Annotated in this window: 17 protein-coding genes; 9 read left to right on the top strand and 8 right to left on the bottom strand. The window is 32.6% G+C overall.

Going from position 1 to position 19582, the window contains the following annotated elements; translation table 11 throughout:
• Positions 1 to 58 precede the first annotated feature (58 nt).
• On the bottom strand, positions 59 to 1684 hold the full coding sequence (locus GYM73_RS07860) for a 2-oxo acid dehydrogenase subunit E2 (RefSeq protein ID WP_220233505.1): 1626 nt from the start codon (positions 1682 to 1684) through the stop codon (positions 59 to 61).
• Between the two features lie 22 nt (positions 1685 to 1706).
• Entirely contained in the window at positions 1707 to 2711 is a 1005-nt protein-coding gene (gene pdhA / locus GYM73_RS07855) for a pyruvate dehydrogenase (acetyl-transferring) E1 component subunit alpha (RefSeq protein WP_220233504.1), read from the bottom strand.
• A 436-nt stretch (positions 2712 to 3147) separates the two neighbouring features.
• On the opposite strand from pdhA, the gene GYM73_RS07850 reads away from it, so the two are divergent.
• The 8 genes from GYM73_RS07850 (at position 3148) to GYM73_RS07815 (ending at position 11839) form a co-directional block, all read left to right on the top strand.
• A complete protein-coding gene (locus GYM73_RS07850) occupies positions 3148 to 3759 on the top strand; it encodes a TetR/AcrR family transcriptional regulator (RefSeq protein ID WP_220233503.1) in 612 nt (203 codons plus the stop codon).
• A gap of 10 nt (positions 3760 to 3769) precedes the next feature.
• The gene (locus tag GYM73_RS07845) at positions 3770 to 5035 is read left to right on the top strand and encodes a TolC family protein (protein ID WP_220233502.1); all 1266 of its coding nucleotides are present in this window, start codon (positions 3770 to 3772) and stop codon (positions 5033 to 5035) included.
• Positions 5036 to 5039: 4 nt separating this feature from the next.
• Complete coding sequence (locus tag GYM73_RS07840; protein ID WP_255570957.1) at positions 5040 to 5936, top strand: HlyD family secretion protein; 897 nt, start codon at positions 5040 to 5042, stop codon at positions 5934 to 5936.
• A gap of 65 nt (positions 5937 to 6001) precedes the next feature.
• A complete protein-coding gene (locus GYM73_RS07835; RefSeq protein ID WP_220233500.1) occupies positions 6002 to 6913 on the top strand; it encodes an ABC transporter ATP-binding protein in 912 nt (303 codons plus the stop codon).
• Entirely contained in the window at positions 6882 to 7613 is a 732-nt protein-coding gene (locus GYM73_RS07830) for an ABC transporter ATP-binding protein (RefSeq protein WP_220233499.1), read from the top strand. The genes GYM73_RS07835 and GYM73_RS07830 overlap by 32 nt, the downstream gene beginning before the upstream one ends.
• Before the next feature lie 36 nt (positions 7614 to 7649).
• A complete protein-coding gene (locus tag GYM73_RS07825; RefSeq protein ID WP_220233498.1) occupies positions 7650 to 8756 on the top strand; it encodes an ABC transporter permease in 1107 nt (368 codons plus the stop codon).
• Positions 8753 to 9853, top strand: a complete 1101-nt coding sequence (locus tag GYM73_RS07820) for an ABC transporter permease (protein ID WP_160557032.1) — start codon at positions 8753 to 8755, stop codon at positions 9851 to 9853. Before GYM73_RS07825 ends, GYM73_RS07820 begins: the two co-directional genes overlap by 4 nt.
• A 111-nt stretch (positions 9854 to 9964) precedes the next feature.
• Positions 9965 to 11839, top strand: coding sequence for a thioesterase family protein (locus tag GYM73_RS07815; protein ID WP_220233497.1), 1875 nt, complete (start codon positions 9965 to 9967; stop codon positions 11837 to 11839).
• Positions 11840 to 12180: 341 nt separating this feature from the next.
• Here GYM73_RS07815 and GYM73_RS07810 read toward each other — a convergent pair whose 3' ends face one another.
• Both GYM73_RS07810 and GYM73_RS07805 read right to left on the bottom strand, forming a co-directional pair.
• Complete coding sequence (locus tag GYM73_RS07810) at positions 12181 to 13578, bottom strand: dicarboxylate/amino acid:cation symporter (RefSeq protein ID WP_220233496.1); 1398 nt, start codon at positions 13576 to 13578, stop codon at positions 12181 to 12183.
• Positions 13579 to 13695: 117 nt separating this feature from the next.
• Positions 13696 to 14349 (bottom strand): DedA family protein, encoded by a 654-nt coding sequence (locus GYM73_RS07805; RefSeq protein WP_105296649.1) that lies wholly within the window; start codon positions 14347 to 14349, stop codon positions 13696 to 13698.
• 323 nt (positions 14350 to 14672) lie between these two features.
• Between GYM73_RS07805 and GYM73_RS07800 the strand changes: the two genes are divergently transcribed.
• Positions 14673 to 15089 (top strand): Hsp20/alpha crystallin family protein, encoded by a 417-nt coding sequence (locus GYM73_RS07800; RefSeq protein WP_160564476.1) that lies wholly within the window; start codon positions 14673 to 14675, stop codon positions 15087 to 15089.
• Positions 15090 to 15219: 130 nt separating this feature from the next.
• On the opposite strand, the gene GYM73_RS07795 is transcribed toward GYM73_RS07800, so the two are convergent.
• The 4 genes from GYM73_RS07795 to dusB form a co-directional block, all read right to left on the bottom strand.
• Entirely contained in the window at positions 15220 to 16218 is a 999-nt protein-coding gene (locus GYM73_RS07795; RefSeq protein ID WP_255570956.1) for a homocysteine S-methyltransferase family protein, read from the bottom strand.
• 212 nt (positions 16219 to 16430) lie between these two features.
• Positions 16431 to 16946, bottom strand: coding sequence for a YceI family protein (locus GYM73_RS07790; RefSeq protein WP_160541823.1), 516 nt, complete (start codon positions 16944 to 16946; stop codon positions 16431 to 16433).
• Positions 16947 to 17276: 330 nt separating this feature from the next.
• The gene (gene dprA / locus GYM73_RS07785; RefSeq protein ID WP_220233494.1) at positions 17277 to 18362 is read right to left on the bottom strand and encodes a DNA-processing protein DprA; all 1086 of its coding nucleotides are present in this window, start codon (positions 18360 to 18362) and stop codon (positions 17277 to 17279) included.
• A gap of 181 nt (positions 18363 to 18543) precedes the next feature.
• Complete coding sequence (dusB, locus tag GYM73_RS07780) at positions 18544 to 19524, bottom strand: tRNA dihydrouridine synthase DusB (RefSeq protein ID WP_220233493.1); 981 nt, start codon at positions 19522 to 19524, stop codon at positions 18544 to 18546.
• Between the last annotated feature and the right edge of the window lie 58 nt (positions 19525 to 19582).

Here is a 19582-nt window from a genome sequence, read left to right as displayed (position 1 = left end):
AAAAAAACACTCAATTCTGTAAAGAATTGAGTGTTTTTTAATTAAATATTTTAATCTCTTAAGCCAATAATGAAACCGGATTCTCAAGATACATTTTAAGAGTTTGTAAAAACTGAGCTCCGGTAGCACCATCTACTACACGGTGATCACATGCCAATGATATTTGCATTGTGTTACCAACCACAATTTGTCCGTTTTTAACTACCGGTTTTTGTATGATAGCTCCTACGGATAAAATACATGAATTCGGTTGATTAATAATAGAATTGAAAGATTCCACTCCAAACATTCCTAAGTTAGAAATAGTGAAAGTAGATCCGTCCATTTCATTAGCTTTTAATTTTTTATCTCTAGCTCTTCCGGCTAAGTCTTTTACTGCTGATGAAATTTGAGTTAAAGATAAATAATCGGTGTTTTTAATTACCGGAACTACTAATCCATCTTCAACTGCTACGGCAACTCCTACATTTATGTTTCCACGGTGGATAATTTTAGTATCGGACCAAGTACTATTAATTTGCGGATGTTTTCTTAAAGCAATTGCAACGGCTTTAATTACAATATCGTTAAAAGATACTTTGGTATCAGGAAGGCTATTGATAGCTTTTCTAGCTTCCATAGCATTATCCATATTGATTTCAAATACCAAATTGTAATGAGGAGCAGTAAATAAACTGTGGCTAAGACTTTTAGCAATAGCATTTCTCATGGAAGAGTTTGGAGTTTCAGTGTCTACACCCGGAGTTATTTGCGGAGCAACCGGTGCAGATTTAGCTGAAGAGGAAGAAGCTGTAGTTGTGGAAGCTGTTGGAACAAAATTTTCAACATCTTTTCTAATAATTCTTCCGTTGTCTCCACTTCCTTTAATTTGATCTAGGCTAATTCCTTTTTCTTTAGCAATTTTCTTTGCTAAAGGAGAAGCGAATATTTTACCGTTGCCGGATGAAACTGTATTAACTTCAGAAGAAGGTTTAAAGTCATTGGATGCGACAGCTGTCGGCTCAGAAGCAGCAGGTTTAGAAGTTGTAGTAGAAGCAGCAGTGCCTCCGGCAATAATTCCGCTAACATCCGTACCTGCAGGTCCTACGATAGCCAATAAAGATTCAATCGGAGCAGAATCTCCTTCTTTTACTCCTTGGTATAATAAAACTCCGCCGTTACCATCGTATTCAAAATCTTGAACCGCTTTATCTGTTTCTATTTCAGCAATAACATCGCCTTCTTTAATGGTATCACCAACCTTAACATTCCATTTAGAAACTTTACCTTCAGTCATGGTATCACTAAGTCTAGGAACTTTGATAATTTCCACATCTTTAGGGATTTCTACAGAAGCAGAAGGGGTAGAAGTTGTATTCGTATTGCTAGAGTCGTTATTAGTTGTTGGTTCAGAAGATGAAGAATTGCTGTTAGCACCTCCAATTAATGCGCTGATGTCTTCCCCTGCTTTTCCGATAATAGCTAACAGAGAATCCACCGGTGCAGCATCACCTTCTTTAACTCCTTGATATAAAAGGATACCATCATCACCATCATAATCAAAATCCTGAACAGCTTTATCTGTTTCAATTTCTGCTAAGATATCGCCTTCTTTTACAGGATCTCCTACTTTTAGGTTCCATTTAGATACTTTTCCCTCAGTCATGGTATCACTCAGACGAGGCATTTTTATAACTTCAGCCATAATTTGGTTTTGATTCGTGTTTTTATTGGTTTTCTAATTTATCTAAAAAAGGATAATTCGGCTCAGAGTATATATATTTATATAATACGTCATCATCAGCGTAAGGAGCATCTTCTGCAAACTTACCAACTTCATTCATTTCATCCTTTATTCTTTTATCTATTGCATCTAATTCTTCGATGCTTGCCCAATTATTAGACAAAATTTTATGTTTTACGAATAGAATCGGGTCTTCTTTTTTGTGTTCTTCCACCTCTTCTTTCGTTCTGTAAGGCTCAGCATCAGACATAGAGTGTCCTCTAAAACGATATGTTCTTGCTTCAAGGAACGTAGGACCATCTCCTCTTCTTGCTCTTTCAATAGCTTCGTAAGCTGCTTCTGCAACTGTCTCAGGATTCATTGCATCCACCGGAGCGCATGGCATTTCATAACCTAGTCCTAATTGGTAAATATCCAAATTATTAGTAGTTCTTTCAACCGATGTACCCATAGCATATTGATTGTTTTCACAAACAAATACTACCGGTAATTTCCAGTTCATAGCCATATTGAAAGTTTCATGTAGAGTACCTTGTCTTACTGCACCGTCACCCATGTAGCAAATAGTAACCGCGTCGCGTTCAAAATATTTATCTGCGAAGGCTATACCGGCACCTAACGGGATATGACCACCTACAATACCATGTCCACCGTATACATTGTGCTCACGGCTGAAAAGGTGCATAGATCCACCCAATCCTTGAGACGAACCGGTGGCTTTACCGCATAATTCAGACATGGCTACTTTAGGATCCAGCCCCATGGCTAATGCATGAGCATGACAACGATAAGAGGTTATAATCTTGTCTTTGGTTATATCCATTGCATGAGTAAAACCTGCTGCAATTGCCTCTTGGCCATTATATAAATGCAAAAAACCTCTGATTTTATCTTTTAAATATAGAGAACGAGCTTTGTCCTCAAATCTTCTCCACATAGTCATATCCTCAAACCACTTGAGGTATACTTCTTTACTAAATTCTTTCATCCTTGTACAATTTGACACGCAAATTTACATCAAATACTATGAACTAACAAAATTTAGATTTTATAAGTTTAAATACTTATAACATGATTATTTATATTAAATTATTTATATAAGTAATTATTTATTTTTATTTAATGCTGATTTAATAATCGAGTATAATAATTTACTCATATTATTGTTTGTTTTATTTTTATTTGGTAGAAATATTATTTGTCTAATTTTTCAATTCATTAAATTTCATTTCGATATATATCTGATCATTTAAAAGAATTATTATAGAAGTTATAGTTATGAAAAAACTATTCATTAAATAAAATTTAATCATTTGATTAAATCAAAAATTTAAATATATTTGCATTAAAATATATTTAGTGGTATAAAAAATGCAATACGATTGCAATGAATAAGTTATAAAATTGGAAATGAAAATCAGGATATGGTCAGAGATGTGTCAACAGAGCAAAAAATTAAGGAGGCTGCAAAGCGCGTTTTTCAAAAAAAAGGTTTTGGTTTAACTCGTACCCGAGATATAGCAAAAGAGGCGGGTATCAATTTGGCTCTGCTAAATTATTATTACAGAAGTAAAGAAAATTTATTTGAAATAGTGATGCAGGAGAGCATAGAAGAAATGTTTTTTTATCTGGAACATATAATGAATAATAAGCAAACAACCTTGACCGAGAAAATAGATGCAGGAGTTTTAAGATACATAGAAGGAATGTCCAAAAATTCAAATTTGCCTCTTTTTTTATTCAGTGAATTACAGGCTAATCCTCAACATCTTTTTGATAGGGTTAAAATTCCTGAAGGTTTTATCCAAAAGACTTATATGTTCAAACAGATCAATGAGCAAATAAATAAAGAAAAGTTGAATTTTACAGCTATACATTTTTTTATAAATCTAGTTTCCATGTCTATTTTTCCGATAATAGGACAACCCTTTATAAAATATGTAACTAAAATGGATGAAAAAAGTTTTACAGATTTCATCGAACAACGAAAAACTTTAGTTCCAATCTGGTTAAAGTCAATGTTAAAGCTAGTATAATAATGAGATTATGAAAACTAAAACGTATATTTTTTTACAATTATGTTTACTTCCTTGTCTGTTGTTTTCACAGTTATCGGTAATAAACCTGGAAGAATGTCAGGAAAAAGCAAGAGAAAATTATCCGTTAATTAAACAATATGATTTAATTTCTCTAGCCGAAGACTATACTTTGGATAATTTGGCAAAAAATTACTTGCCGCAAATTTCTCTCGGTGGACAGGCTTCTTATCAAACTCAAGTAACTAAAATACCCATAAAGATTCCGGGTTACAATATTCCTGAAATGGACAAAGATCAATACAAAATAACTTTAGATGTTACACAATTGCTATGGGATGGAGGAGCAACACGATCTCAAAAAAAAATTACCCAAGCCAATTCAGATTTTGAAAAGCAAAAGCTTGAAGTAAACTTATATACTGTAAGGGAAAAAATTAATCAATTGTATTTTGGAATTCTAACGATTGACAAGCAATTGAATCAATTGGATGTTTTAACTTCCGATTTACAAACCAATTATAACCTGGTTAGTGCCATGCTAAAAAATGGTGTTGCCATGGTATCTGATTTAGATTTGGTTAAAGTGGAATTATTAAATACCGATCAAAAAAGAATTGAGCTTACCACTTTACGAATGGCTTATATAAAAATGCTTTCTTTATTTATACATGAAGAAATAAGTCAAGGAGTTGAATTGAAATTACCGGACAATAGTATCAATTTTGATCAAGAGATTTCTCGTCCGGAATTAAGGATGTATGATAAGCAAAATTTAGTATATGAAGCCAAAGAGAGTACGATAAAAGCTAAAAATATGCCTAAATTTTCACTTTTTGCTCAAGGAGGGTATGGAAAACCCGGTTTAAATATGTTGAACTCAGATTTTAAAACGTATGCTATTGGCGGGGTGCGTTTAAGTTGGAATTTTGGAAACTTATACACAAAGAAAAACGAATATCGATTACTAAAAAATGACAGGAATTCACTTCAATCTCAAAAAGAAACCTTTTTATTTAACACCCATGTTCAGCTAACCCAAATCCAGAATGAAATAAATAAATATGAACAATTGATGGTAAAAGATGATGAAATTATTCGGTTGAGGAATAGTGTTAAAAAGGCTGGAGAGAGTAAGTATAAAAATGGAATTTACAATATGAATGATTTAATCGGAGATATTAATGCAGAAAATCAGGCACGAGTAACACAGTCTATACATGAAATGCAATATTTACAAAGTATCTATAATTATAAATATACACAAGGAAATTAGAACTATGAGACAGTTAATAATATTTACCCTGGGAACGTTTATGTTCCTGTTATCTTGTAATCGAAATAAATTTGAGCATGATGCGTCGGGAACGTTTGAAGCAACTGAAGTAATTGTTTCATCGGAAGCTAACGGTAAATTGGAATCTTTTCAATTAACGGAAGGAGATCAATTGGCCAAAGGACAATACGTTGGATATGTTGACAGCATCCAGCTGTATTTAAAGAAAAGACAATTATTAGCTACCAATAAAGCCATACAGGTAAAAAGACCGGACATATCCGTCCAAGTTTCTTCCATAAAAGAACAGATTGCGAAAGCTGAATTTGAAAAAAGAAGAATTCAAAGATTATTGGCAGATAATGCAGCTACTCAAAAACAACTGGATGATGCGAATTCACAAATTGAAGTTCTTAAAAAATCTTTAAATGCGCAAGTAAATTCACTTTCAACATCGGTTAACAGTCTCAATGAAGAAAGTAACACCAATACAGTTCAAGTATCCCAAATAGAAGATCAATTAAAAAAATGTAAAATTATTAATCCAATTCAGGGTACTGTTTTAAACAAATTTGTAGAAGAAAAAGAAGTTGTTACCCAAGGTAAAGCACTCTATAAAATTGCAGATACTAAAAATTTATTTTTACGAGCATATATAGTTTCAGAACAATTAGAAAAAATTAAAATAGGACAGAAAGTAAAAGTATTTATAAATATTTCAGAAAATAAACAAAAATCCTATCCGGGCACTATTACATGGATATCCGATAAAGCCGAGTTTACTCCAAAAACTATTCAGACCCAAGATGAGCGTCAAAATTTAGTGTATGCGGTAAAAATCGCAGTAACAAATACTGACGGGCTTATTAAAATAGGTATGTATGGTGATGTAGATTTATGATAAGTTCTAGATTCATTTTCTAAAAGGAAACAAGAATAAATTCTAGTGAAGATATAATAAAGATAATGAGTGTTATTTCCATACAAAATATTTCAAAAACCTATACGGGTAAAGTTCCGGTTGAAGCTTTACAAGATATATCTATTGAAATTAATAAAGGAGAATTATTTGGTTTAATAGGTCCCGATGGAGCAGGAAAGACCACTCTATTTAGAATATTAACCACTTTGTTGTTGGCGGATAAAGGAGAGGCATTTGTAGATGGGTTTGATGTAAAGAAAAACTTTTTACAAATACGGGAAAGAGTCGGGTATATGCCCGGTAAATTTTCGCTTTATCAAGATTTAAGTATTGAAGAGAATCTTAATTTTTTTGCTCGGGTATTCAATACAACGGTAGAAAAAAATTATGATTTAATTAAAGATATATATGTTCAAATCGAACCCTTCAAGAAGAGAAGAGCAGGTAAACTTTCGGGAGGAATGAAACAAAAACTAGCCCTATGTTGTGCCTTAATACATAAGCCTTCGGTTTTATTTTTAGATGAGCCGACCACAGGAGTAGATCCCGTATCCAGGAAAGAATTTTGGGATATGTTAACCCGACTTAAACAACAGGGAATTACTATAATGGTTTCTACGCCTTATATGGATGAAGCAAGTTTATGTGATAAGATTGCGCTAATTCAAGAAGGAAAAATACTTTCTGTCAATACTCCTAAGCAGATTACGCAAGAATATCCGTATAAATTATATTCGGTGCGATCTGATAATAATTATAAACTTCTTCAGCAATTACGCAAACAAAAAGAAATAAACAGCTGTTATATATTCGGAGAATATTTACACGTGACATTTAAAAATGAAAAGGTTACGATAGAGGGAGCTGAAGTAAAAGAAATTGAACCGGGAATCGAAGATTGTTTTATTTATTTAATGAATAAAAATGAAAACCATAGTAACGAAAGGGTTAACTAAAAAATTTGGCGATTTTATTGCAGTCAATCATATAAGCTTTGAAGTATCCAAAGGTGAAATTTTTGGTTTTTTGGGAGCAAACGGTGCAGGAAAAACAACAGCCATACGAATGCTTTGTGGATTGTTATCTCCCACCTCAGGGGAAGGAATTGTTGCAGGATACGATATTTACAAAGAGTCGGATAAGATTAAAAAAAATATCGGATATATGAGCCAAAAATTTTCGTTATATGAAGATTTAACCATTAAAGAAAATATGCGATTATTTGGTGGTATTTATGGAATGAACACTAAAGATATTAAAGTAAAAACGGAACAATGTTTAGAGGAACTTTCCTTAGAAACAGAAAGGGATGTTTTGGTTAAATCCTTACCCTTGGGAATTAAGCAAAAAGTTTCTTTTGCAGTGTCAACCTTTCATTCTCCTGAAATTGTTTTTTTGGATGAACCCACCGGAGGAGTAGACCCCATAGCAAGACGTACTTTTTGGGAAATGATTTATCAGGCATCCAATAACGGGATAACAATTTTTGTTACAACTCACTATATGGATGAAGCAGAATATTGTAATCGGGTTTCAATTATGGTGGATGGTAAAATTGAAGCATTGGATACGCCTGCGGGACTTCGTCATAAATATCATGCGGAAACTATGGATGAAGTTTTTCAAATATTGGCAAGAGGAGCAAAAAGAGAATAGATTTTAACTAAATAAAGGAAAAAATAAGAATAGGGCATGAATCAATTTTTTAGTTTTATAAAGAAAGAAATCTTTCACATCACCCGTGATTTTAGAACTATGCTTATGCTTTTAATTATGCCTATAGCGCTTCTTATGATATTTGGGTTTGCTATTACGACAGAAATTAAAAATACCTCTTTCATTGTATTAGATAATTCTAAAACCATCCAATCCATACAACTTATAGAACAAATAAATGCCAGTAAATATTTTGACCTTACAGGCTACCTGGATAAATTAGAACAAGTTGAACAACGTTTTCGCCTAGGAAAAGCTAAATTGGCGGTGGTTATTCCTCAAGGATTTGATAAAGACTTGTATCATCAAGGAACTAGTGAAGTTCAACTTATTGTAGATGCATCAGATCCTAATGAAGCATCTACCATAGTTAGCTACTTGCAACAAATTATAGCGGAATATCAAAAACAACAAATGAATAAAGCGGGTTCAGGATCTTATGTAATTAAAAGTCAGGTTAAAATGCTCTATAATCCACAATTAAAAAGTGCGTATAATTTTGTGCCGGGAATTATGGGATTGGTTCTTATGTTAATTTGTTCAATGATGACATCTATTTCCATTGTAAAAGAAAAAGAACAAGGAACTATGGAAATATTATTAGTTTCTCCGCTAAAACCCATAAGCATTGTATTAGCGAAAGTGGTTCCTTATTTCCTGATCTCCATTATTGACGTTTTTTCTATATTAATTATATCTGTTACCATCTTGGAAGTGCCAATTGAAGGAAATTTACTTTTACTTCTTTTTCTATGTACAATTTTCATTCTATCAACCTTATCGTTAGGTATTTTAATTTCATCCATAACGGAAACCCAACAAGCTGCCATGTTAATTTCGGGTATGGGATTATTGCTTCCCACATTGTTGCTTTCAGGGTTAATATTTCCCGTAGAAAATATGCCCTTGCCGCTTAGAATAATATCAACCATTTTACCCGCTACCTGGTTTATTACTGCCGTTAAAGATGTAATGATTAAAGGGCTTGGTTTTTTTGCTATCTGGCAAGAGTGTCTGATACTTATTGGTATGACTCTTTTCTTATTAGTGGTAAGTATCAAAATGTTTAAAAACAGGTTATGAGAACATTAAAATTTTTATTAGAAAAAGAATTTCTTCAGATATTCAGGAATAAAACTATTTTGAGATTGGTATTTTTTATGCCTGTTTTTCAATTATTAGTATTGCCATGGGCAGCCACTTTTGAACAGAAAAATATCTTATTAAGCATAATAGATAACGATCACAGTTCGGCTTCCAGAGAATTGATACAAAAGGTAATTTCATCCGGATATTTTAAATTGGCCAATTATTCAACGTCTTATTCAGATGCATTGAAGATCGTCGAAAAAAATGAAGCAGACTTGATTTTAGAAATTCCCCATAATTTTGAAAATACCTTTATAAGAGAAAAATCAACCGATGTTATGCTATCGGTAAATGCCATAAACGGACAAAAAGCAGGATTGGGATCTTCGTATTTAGGACAAATCTTAGCAGCTTACAATCGGGAACTGGTTAGTCAGTCTCAAAGTTCGGGACAAATTATTGTTAAGCCCTATTATATGTATAATACAGAAATGAATTATCGAAATTTTATGGTGCCCGGTATTTTGGTTATGCTACTCAGTATTATAGGCGGGGCGCTTTCTTCCTTGAATATTGTTAAAGAAAAAGAAGCAGGAACCATTGAGCAAATCAATGTTACTCCTATTCCAAAATATATTTTTATTATAGGAAAATTGATTCCTTTCTGGGTTATGGGAATGTTTATACTAACTGTTGGTATGCTAATAGCCTGGTTGGTATACGGGTTAGTTCCGGCCGGTCATGCTCTAATAATTTATATATTTTGTTTTTTCTACCTTATTGCATTTACCGGATTTGGGTTAATAATTTCAAATTTTTCATCTACGCAACAACAGGCCATGTTTGTGTTGTTTTTTATTATAATTATATTTTTCTTATTGGGCGGACTTTATACTCCGATTAGCAGTATGCCCAGATGGGCGCAAATCGTTACCATGTTTAATCCGGTACGTTACTTTATTGAAGTGATGAGGCTGGTTTATATGAAAGGAAGTACCTTGGCTGATATCTCTCATCAATTATATATAATTATTATCTTTGCTGTAGTGTTAAATGTAGGTGCAATTGTAAGCTACAAAAAAACAAATTGAGAGTCTGAAAGAGTTATTTAAAGGCATAGAACATGTTCTTTATAAGTTTCTTAAGCATTATTTTTGACATTAATAAATTAATGAAACAACATATACTTTAAACTAAAAGTAATGAAATCTAAAATCATAAATTCTTTTTTTTGGGGAAATTCGGTTGCTCTTTCCTGGTTGTGGGGATTAGGACTGTTTTTTTCCGTGCAAATAACTTATTTATTCGGTTTAACAGGTCTATTGGGTTTTGCTTTGTTAAACTCAATCGGATTATTTTTATTTGGTTACGGTACTCAAAAGATTGCCAATCGGGATAAAGGACAAGAATCTTTAGAACGTTTTTATAAAAAATGGTATAAGCCGTTTCGCCTCAGTTTATATTTATATCAGTTATTGGCAATTACATTAACCGTTTTTGCGACTGTAAAATATTTATTCATTCCTTTGCTTACTTCTTATTGGCCGGGCTGGGATGATGGGGGAAGTATATTACAAATTTTTTCTTTATTACTTGTGGTATCATTGGTTATTTCGGCTTCCTGTTTACTGGGTGAAGAATTTTCGATTAAATCTATTAAATACTGGCATCTACTAATTGGAGCAGTTTTATTAATAATAATTGTTTCCTTATTATCTTATTTACAACCTAAAGAAATATACAATTATGAGGCATGGGTGAAAAGTGAAACTCAAAAACCTATTTTCATAGGCTATATGGTTGCCATTTTCGTAGGTTTTTTTGTAGGGCCTTGGCTGGATTTACAACAATGGCAGCGCGCTATACAAATGAGAAAAGAAGAAACCAATATATGTACCGGATATTTTTTCGGATCCGTTATATTTTTTTTCCTGCTTATTTTTCATGGATTACTGGCAAGTTTTGTATTCAACAGTAATTGGTTTAATCCGAATATGGCATCGGTTGGATTGGGAGGTATAAAATACGGTCATGAGCAAATTGTTAATTATATGATCCACTTTCGATCTACGCTTCCCGAATGGGTTCCGCTTTCCTATTATTTATTTTTAGTATTCGCAGTATTAACAACTTTAGATAGCGGATATGTTTCTACTCGGTGGTTTGTGAAAGAAGTTTCCAAATCCAGTAATAGTCCTGTATTATCCATAATACCTAAAGGAATTGCAGATTCTCCCATCCCTACCTATATTTTGGCGGGTTTAATTACGATATTCTCTGTATTGGCAAATTTTGAATTGGAATATTTTATGGTATTTTATGCCACTTTTTTTGTGGCTTATGCCTCATTAGGTATAGCGCGTTGTTTTGTACCCAATTCACAGCATTCTTTACCTCAAGTGAAACTTTTTTCGATTGGAGCACTTTCATTAGTAGTATTTGCCGGAGGTTATTTTATGCAAATGGCCGTATTGATGATAATAGGCTCAATACTTCCAATACTCTATGTGTTTTGGTTGGTTTTAAATACTGACTTACTACGAGTCGTGAAAGAGAAAGTTGAAGAAGTGATAGATGCTGCGTCCGAAATTCCTGTATTAAAAAATTTATCTAAAGCAACTCATACAGCTATTAACGGGAAAACCTTGGAAGTTAGCACGGGAAGTCATTTTGAAGGTAAATGGTTTGTGCATTCCTTTATGGCAACCTATGCAGACACCAACTCAGTTGGAAATGTTTATTTTGGAGTTTATGCTCTTTGGGTTGGAAAGACGCGCGAATTATTTTTTAATTACGTATTACCCGATTTTAATTTAAAAGATACTACCTATTTAATATTAACACGATCTTTTGAACATAAATACATTACTGAAACTCGAGAATTCGAACGGATAAGCGTAAAAATACGAGCTTCGGAATATAATCGAAAGATTGCCACTTTGGAACATCAAGTTTTCGATTCCGCCGGAAATTTATTGGGTAAAGGAAAACAACAATTAATATTTGTTTCTCCTAAAGATTACCGATTATTGGATATTCCTCCCGAAGTTATAAAAGCTTTTATGCCTTATATGTAATTTAATATTTCCAAGAATTTCTAAACTATTACAAGGTTGTGACTTATTTTAATTCGATCTTCAAAAGAATATAAATTAATTACTTAAAACAGTAGGACCTAAAAATACTGTAATAAAAAATGGTAAGTTAATATTAAAAAAAATTCACTCATCCTTATGCCGAAAATGTCTTTTTCAGTATTTACAAAATTTATCCTACATTCATTGAAAATGGATAATAATATTTAATATATTACAAGTTAATGAGACATTAATCGGTTGATTGTCAAAAACTAAATTTATATATTTAACGTTTTTGATAAATTTAAATGAAAATAATAGGTTATAGCAAAATTGTTTACTTAGGCTTTCTGAACATTTTCTTCTTCCAACAACTTTTTTTCTGCTCCTTCAGGATCAAACTCTCCTTCCCATCGGGCAATTACAGCAGTAGCTAAACAATTTCCAATAACATTTACCGTAGCACGAGCCATATCCATTAACGTATCAATTCCTAATATCATTAAAATGGGCCATTCTTGCAGATTAAAAGTACTTGCCGTACCCATTAAGATAACTAAAGAAGCACGAGGCACTCCGGCTACACCTTTGCTGGTTACGATTAAGGTAAGTATCATAATTAATTGGGTAGTAAAGGATACATGAACTCCCGTTGCTTGTGCTACAAATATAATAGCTAAAGATAAATATAAAGTAGTTCCATCTAAATTAAAGCTATACCCGGTCGGCATTACAAAAGCAATCACTTTTCGAGGAACGCCGAGTCTTTCCATCGCAATCATGGCTTTGGGTAGAGCAGCTTCTGAACTAGCCGTTGAAAAAGCTAAAAATGCCACATCTTTGATTTCTTTAATGAATCGTTTTATAGGCATTTTTATAAGTAAAGCTATCGGAAGGAATACGATGAGAACAAATACGATGAGAGCACCATATAGAGTTAATAACAACTTAATAAGTGGGATTAAGGCATCCAGTCCCATATGTGCAATAGTATAAGCCATAGCGCCCAAGACACCGAAAGGAGCAAAATACATGATGATATTAGTAAATTTAAACATCGTATCGGCAAGACTGTCTGTAAAATTTACTAAATACATTCGCTTTTCTTTGGTTACCATTATAAGGGCTACTCCAAATAAGATACTAAATATGACGATTTGTAATACTTGCCCTTCTGCGACAGACTTTGCTATATTTTCAGGGAAAATATGCAGTACAATATCCTCCCAAGATTGGGATGCTACTTGTGGTAATTGTTCATGGGCTATATTTATTTTTTTCGTTCCTACTCCTGCTTGAGTGAGGTTGATGGCTGCTAGTCCGATAAAAAGCGCAAAGGTAGTAACGATTTCAAAATAAACCAGAGATTTCCAACCCATTCTACCTACTTGTTTAATATCTGAATGACTGGCTATACCATGAACTAGGGTTGCAAAAATCAAAGGAGCAATAATCGTTTTTATCAGCTTAAGAAATACTTTACTTAATATATCGAGTTTTCCGCTAACTCCCGGAAAATCATACCCTAAACAAGCACCAACTAGTAACGCTACAAAAATCCATATGGTTAAATTTTTCTTTTTAAATGCAAAGATGATTATTGAAATCATAAATAACCAACGACAAGCGAAAAAAAGATTTTCCGGAATAACTCCAAAAAAGTAGTTAACCAGATACAGTGCGCCTGTAATAGTAATAAAAATAAAAGGGAGTATATTAAAAAAACGAGATATATTCATGTAAGTTTATGATTTTTTATAAAATTTTACGAAATTATTACCCATTTATAGATAATAATTTAACAAATATATTAAAATAAAATTTTTTATAAAAACTCTTACATGAATATTAGCATTTTATTTATCCTTTTTAACAATAAATTTATTACGTAAAATTTCTAAAATGGCAGGCAAAATAGATACTACAATAATTAAAATCATTAACAGAGGTAAATTATTTTTAACCCATCCAATGTTGCCTACAAAATATCCCAAGAATAAGAAAATAAACACCCATACAACCCCTCCAATAATATTATAAGAAATAAAATATTTATAACTCATACGTCCCATTCCGGCAACAAAAGGAGCAAAGGTTCTAACAATAGGAACAAAACGAGCTAATATAATGGTTTTGCCTCCGTGTTTTTCATAAAATTCATGAGTCTTTTGAAGATAGCTTTGCTTAAATATTTTAGAATTGGGATTACTGAATAGTTTATGTCCAAAATATTTTCCTATCTCAAAATTGACCGTATCTCCAATAATAGCTCCAACCACAAATAATAGGGCTAATAAATAGATGCTAAATTCATCACTGGAAGCAGCAAGAGCTCCAGCGGAAAATAATAAAGAATCACCGGGTAAGAAAGGGGTAATTACTAATCCGGTTTCACAAAAAATTATTAAAAAAAGAATGGCATAAACCCAATTTCCGTAGTTGCGCATTAATTCATCTAAATGAACATTTATATGAAGAATAAAATCAACTAAATAGTGTAAAGTTTCCATGAATAATATTGATACTGGTTATTTTAATAAAAACTAATAAAAAATAGTAAAATTTTTAAATTAAGATTGCAAATATAGTAAAAACGATCAGGGAAGTTAAATGAAATAAAAAATAAAACACTTTATCATAATTCTTTTTGTGTAATGACAAAATGTCGTTAATAAATATTATTTAATTCAAAAATAAGACAAAATGACGTTATTTAAAAATTTGCTTTTTATCTAAAAGGTTTTGTTTTAATAAATTACAATTTTTTTTAAGTATTTGGTCTGTAATTTGAAAATCATAAAACATAAAAATCTTAAAAAAATAAATAAAAGTTATGGCAGATTTAATTAAAAGCAACAACAAAAGTTTTGGAAATTTATTAGATGAATTTTTTACAAATGCTCCTGCATGGAATAGAGCAGAAGTAAAATTTCCACCTGTAAATATTTCTGAAGATAAAGCCAATTTTGAAGTGGATTTATACGCTCCGGGATTGAAAAAAGAAGATTTTAAAGTTAATTTAGAAAAAGGATTACTAACGATTAGTTATGATAAAAAAGCTGAAACGCATAATAAAAAATCTCACAGAACTGAATATTACCAGTCCAGCTTTAAACGTAGTTTTACTTTAGATGACAGTAATATAGATGCAGCCAAAATACATGCTACCTATCATGATGGAGTTTTAAAATTAGTTTTACCTAAGAAAGAACAAACAGAAATTGCACCTAAACAAATTGAAGTAAAATAAAATTTTACTTATATATTTACCTATCAATATTTATAGTTAGTTAAAGGGGTTAAAGTTTTATGCTTTAGCTCCTTTTTTATGGGTTATAGCACGGAAATAAATCTATATAAATAACACTCATAAAAACCCATTATTTGGTAAAAGATATTGTTCGAGGAGTATAGTTTGAAGCCAATTCACTAAAAAGCTTAATATGTTCAGGAGTCGTTCCACAACATCCACCCAAAATATTCACCAGTTGATTTTCCAAATATAATTGAACTTTTTCAGCCATCATTTCCGGCGTTTCATCATATCCGCCTAAAGGATTGGGTAATCCGGCATTAGGATAGGCGCTAAGGTAAAAAGGTGCTTTATCAGCCAATATTTCCAAATATTGAAAAAGTTGTTCAGCACCCAAAGCACAGTTTAATCCAATGGACAATAAAGGTAAATGTGATAAAGAAACTAAAAAGGCTTCCGTCGTTTGTCCGGATAATGTCCTTCCCGCCGCATCAGTAATTGTTCCTGAAGCCATTAGGGGAAGTTTTTTGCCGATTTTATCAAAAGCTTCCTCAATACCATAAAATGCAGCCTTAGCATTTAAAGTATCAAAGATAGTTTCAACTAAAAGAATATCGGCTCCGGCTTGAATAAGAGATACTGCTTGTTCTTTATAAATTTCCGCTAAATAATCAAAATCTACTTCACGGTAAGCAGGGTCATTAACATCAGGAGAAATAGAAGCGGTTTTTGAGGTCGGGCCCATGGAACCGGCAATAAAAAGAGGTTTTGTGCCATTTTTGTTCCAATATTCCTCTCGGGCCTGTTTAGCCACTTGAACAGAAGCAAAATTAAGCTCATGTACCCAATCCTGCATATCATAGTCAGTCATGGAAATTCGGTTCGAATTAAATGTATTCGTTTCGATAATATCAGCTCCCGCCTCAAAATATTCTAAATGAATATTTTTAATAATATTCGGTTGTGTAATGGACAACAAATCATTATTTCCCTTTAAATCTGTGTTCCAATCCCTAAATCTAGTGCCTCTATAATCTTCTTCATTTAATTTAAAACGTTGAATCATGGTTCCCATGGCTCCGTCCAAGATCAGAATCTTATGTTTAATTAGTTCTTCTATATTCATGTTACAAGTTACCTTCATACAAAAGTACATAAAACATTATAAGTTTCTTAAAATTAGAATTCTTATAAACTATTTGTGTGTACACTTGTAATTAAAACAGATAAATACAATTGAACAAATAAAAAGGATCGAAATGAGAAAATCAAGAGTAGTTTATGAGCAAAAAAAACAGACTGAATTTAAATTCAGTCTGTTTTTTACTATTATATTATTTATTGAGCGATAAACTCTAAATTTATTTGCAATTTAACTTCATTGCTCACTACCAAACCTCCGGCTTCAGTCATCTGGCTCCAGTTTAAACCGAAATCTTTACGATTTAATTTTCCGGTAAATTCAAATCCGGCTCGTTGATTATTCCATGGATCTTTGATGATTCCCCCAAAATCTGCATCTAAGGTAATTTCTTTACTAACGTCTCTGATAGTAAGGATGCCCGTGATTTTATTGTCTTTAATACCGGAATTGCTGGTAAAAGTCAGTTTAGGATAGTGAGAAACGTCAAAGAAATCTTCCGATTTTAAATGTGTATCTCGATCAGCAATTTTTGTATTGATAGAATCAACATCGATGGAAAAATCAAATTTTGCATTTGAGAAATCATCACTTTCAGATTCTATGGAACCTTGAAATTTGGTAAATTCTCCGGTTACGGTTGATATTACCATGTGCTTTACTTTAAAGAAGATCTCGGAGTGAGCGGGATCAGTTAACCATTTTGTTTTCATGTTACCTTTTTTTATTAGTAATGAATAATCTTTTAACTATTGATACTTATAGATCAGATATATTTAAAACATATACTGTACCATATATAAATAAATGATAAGGATAATGGTTATTATTTTTTAATCGATTTCTTGAAAAGAAATTAGTAGAAATTTTTTATCATTTTTCCAAAGTAGTTGTTTAGGATGTAATAAATAAATAATTTAAGATTCCGAAAACATTTACAATGATAATAAGTGATTAGACCTTATTTTCTCTTTTGATTTTTTTTTAAATTTTTCGGGGATGGGCACTATTTATTACTGATATTTTTATAAATAAGTAGGAGATCAAAGTAAAGAAAAATATTTTCCGGGTAGGGTTTCAATGATGTTTTTAAGTTCTAATTGTAACAAAATCGGCATGAGTTGAAACGTAGGTAAATTTAATTCTAAAGATAGAGCATCAATTTGCAATTTCCCTTTACGTTTTAACAATTCAATAATTTTTAATTCTTGATCTGTGAGATCTATCCATAATTCTTGTTGTAAATTTTTTATAGGAGCTTCTCCAAATAAGGATACCACATCTTCAGGTCGGGTGAGTATTTGAGCTTCCAAGTTTCTGATAAGCTGGTTGCATCCCTGGCTGCAAGTATCCGTAACTTTTCCGGGCAAAGCAAATACCTCACGATGATACGAATTAGCAAATTTCACAGTGGAAATGGCACCGCCTCCGTATCCTGATTCTACAATGACCGTTACAGAAGACAACCCGGCAATGATACGATTACGCTGTATAAAATTAGCTCTTTCGGGTTTAGTATTAGGTGCAAATTCGCTTAGGATACCCCCGTTTAGTATCATTCTTTCTGCTAATCCTTTGTGTTGTGGTGGGTAAAGAGTAGATAGGCCGTGAGCAAGTACTCCCAGAGTGGGAATGGCAAGTTCATTAGCTTTCTTATGAGCGCATCCATCCACTCCTAAAGCCAATCCGCTGACAATATTGATTTTTTTGTTTTGAAAGCATTCAACTAATTTTTTAGTAAAATTTTCGCCGTAAGAGGTCATTTTACGAGTCCCTACTATGCTTACTGCGGGTAGCTTCCAATTTATAGCACCTTTATAATAGAGCATTACAGGAGCGTCCGAACATTCCTTTAATAAGTTAGGATAGGAATCATCCCATAGATGCACTATCTGAATATTATTAGTAATGCAATAACCAAACTCTTTATAAGCTTGATCTAAAAGCGATTGATTACCTAAATGTTGAATGGTTTTATGACCTATATGATACACAGAAAGCAATTCTTGAGAAGTTGCAGACCAGACATTTTGTGCGCTTCCGAAATGGCTTATTAATTTCTTGATTGTCATATCGCCGATATGAGGACACATTCGTAAGGCAATAAGATGTACAATTTCCTGATTCATTAGTAGATAGCTTTATCAATAGTCTTGATAAAGATAAAGAAAAAATATCGATGAATAAGAATTTATGGAAAATGTGACGGCTATATTTTTATAAATCAGATTAAAAATTCAACCTTATCAACAGATTTTATAAATAGTAAATATTTACACAATCAGGTAAACCATCAATTCAAATAGGAATTTAAATTGCTTGATCAGCAAGGAGGTTGTCAAATATTTGGTTCAATTCTTCTAACGTTAAAGCAGAAAGCAATTGAGTTTTATAGATTTTAAAATTAGGAATTCCCCTAAAATAATTAGAATAATGTTGACGCATTTCTAAAAGGCCGGTGCGTTCGCCTTTCCATTCCACTGACCAAGTAGCATGATTTTTAACAGCTTCAATACGTTGTTGCAAATCGGGCGGTGGAAGCTCTTCTCCGTTTTTCAGATAATGTTTAATTTGGCTGAATATCCAAGGATTTCCAATAGCAGCTCTTCCAATCATGATACCGTCAACTCCATAGGTCTCTTTATATACCTTCGCTTTTTTAGCAGAGTTGATATCACCATTGCCAAAAATAGGAATTTTAATTCTTGGATTATTTTTAACCCGCGCAATATGAGACCAATCGGAGTGCCCTTTATACATTTGAGATCGTGTTCGGGCATGGATGGTCAGTGCTTGTATTCCTTCGTCTTGCAAACGTTCAGCAATTTCATCAATGGTAATGGAAGATTCATCCCATCCTAAACGGGTTTTTACGGTTACCGGAAGATGAGTGCTTCGTACAACAGCTCGAGTTAAACGAACCATCAAATCAATATCTTTCAGTACTCCCGCACCTGCTCCTTTGCAGGCTACTTTTTTAACCGGGCATCCAAAATTAATGTCAACTAAATCAGGTTGTACGGTTTCAACTATTTTGGAAGATAGAGACATAGCCTCTTCATCTCCGCCAAATATTTGTATTCCTATAGGACGTTCGTAATCAAATATATCAAGCTTTTTCTTACTTTTTATGGCATCTCGTATCAGACCCTCTGAGGAAATAAATTCGGAATACATGAGATCTGCTCCATGCATTTTACACAAACGACGGAAGGGTGGGTCACTCACATCTTCCATAGGTGCCAAAATAAAGGGAAAGTCTGGTAATTCTATGTTTCCTATTTTAACCAATTATTTAAAATTTTTGCAAAGATATAATCTACCATTTAAAATACCTAAGTTCTGTAAA

This window comes from Apibacter sp. ESL0432 (assembly GCF_019469225.1).
Taxonomy (GTDB): Bacteria; Bacteroidota; Bacteroidia; order Flavobacteriales; family Weeksellaceae; genus Apibacter.
This window is presented reverse-complemented; position numbering and strand designations above follow the sequence as displayed.

Bases quoted from the DNA above. Each gene is read 5' to 3' on its own strand.
- GYM73_RS07825 (WP_220233498.1), top strand. From the start codon at position 7,650: ATGAATCAATTTTTTAGTTTTATAAAGAAAGAAATCTTTCACATCACC.
- GYM73_RS07805 (WP_105296649.1), bottom strand. From the start codon at position 14,349: ATGGAAACTTTACACTATTTAGTTGATTTTATTCTTCATATAAATGTT.
- GYM73_RS07815 (WP_220233497.1), top strand. From the start codon at position 9,965: ATGAAATCTAAAATCATAAATTCTTTTTTTTGGGGAAATTCGGTTGCT.
- GYM73_RS07830 (WP_220233499.1), top strand. From the start codon at position 6,882: ATGAAAACCATAGTAACGAAAGGGTTAACTAAAAAATTTGGCGATTTT.
- GYM73_RS07810 (WP_220233496.1), bottom strand. From the start codon at position 13,578: ATGAATATATCTCGTTTTTTTAATATACTCCCTTTTATTTTTATTACT.
- GYM73_RS07790 (WP_160541823.1), bottom strand. From the start codon at position 16,946: ATGAAAACAAAATGGTTAACTGATCCCGCTCACTCCGAGATCTTCTTT.
- GYM73_RS07820 (WP_160557032.1), top strand. From the start codon at position 8,753: ATGAGAACATTAAAATTTTTATTAGAAAAAGAATTTCTTCAGATATTC.
- pdhA (WP_220233504.1), bottom strand. From the start codon at position 2,711: ATGAAAGAATTTAGTAAAGAAGTATACCTCAAGTGGTTTGAGGATATG.
- dprA (WP_220233494.1), bottom strand. From the start codon at position 18,362: ATGAATCAGGAAATTGTACATCTTATTGCCTTACGAATGTGTCCTCAT.
- GYM73_RS07800 (WP_160564476.1), top strand. From the start codon at position 14,673: ATGGCAGATTTAATTAAAAGCAACAACAAAAGTTTTGGAAATTTATTA.
- GYM73_RS07860 (WP_220233505.1), bottom strand. From the start codon at position 1,684: ATGGCTGAAGTTATAAAAATGCCTCGTCTGAGTGATACCATGACTGAG.
- GYM73_RS07835 (WP_220233500.1), top strand. From the start codon at position 6,002: ATGAGTGTTATTTCCATACAAAATATTTCAAAAACCTATACGGGTAAA.
- GYM73_RS07850 (WP_220233503.1), top strand. From the start codon at position 3,148: ATGGTCAGAGATGTGTCAACAGAGCAAAAAATTAAGGAGGCTGCAAAG.
- GYM73_RS07845 (WP_220233502.1), top strand. From the start codon at position 3,770: ATGAAAACTAAAACGTATATTTTTTTACAATTATGTTTACTTCCTTGT.
- GYM73_RS07795 (WP_255570956.1), bottom strand. From the start codon at position 16,218: ATGAATATAGAAGAACTAATTAAACATAAGATTCTGATCTTGGACGGA.
- GYM73_RS07840 (WP_255570957.1), top strand. From the start codon at position 5,040: ATGAGACAGTTAATAATATTTACCCTGGGAACGTTTATGTTCCTGTTA.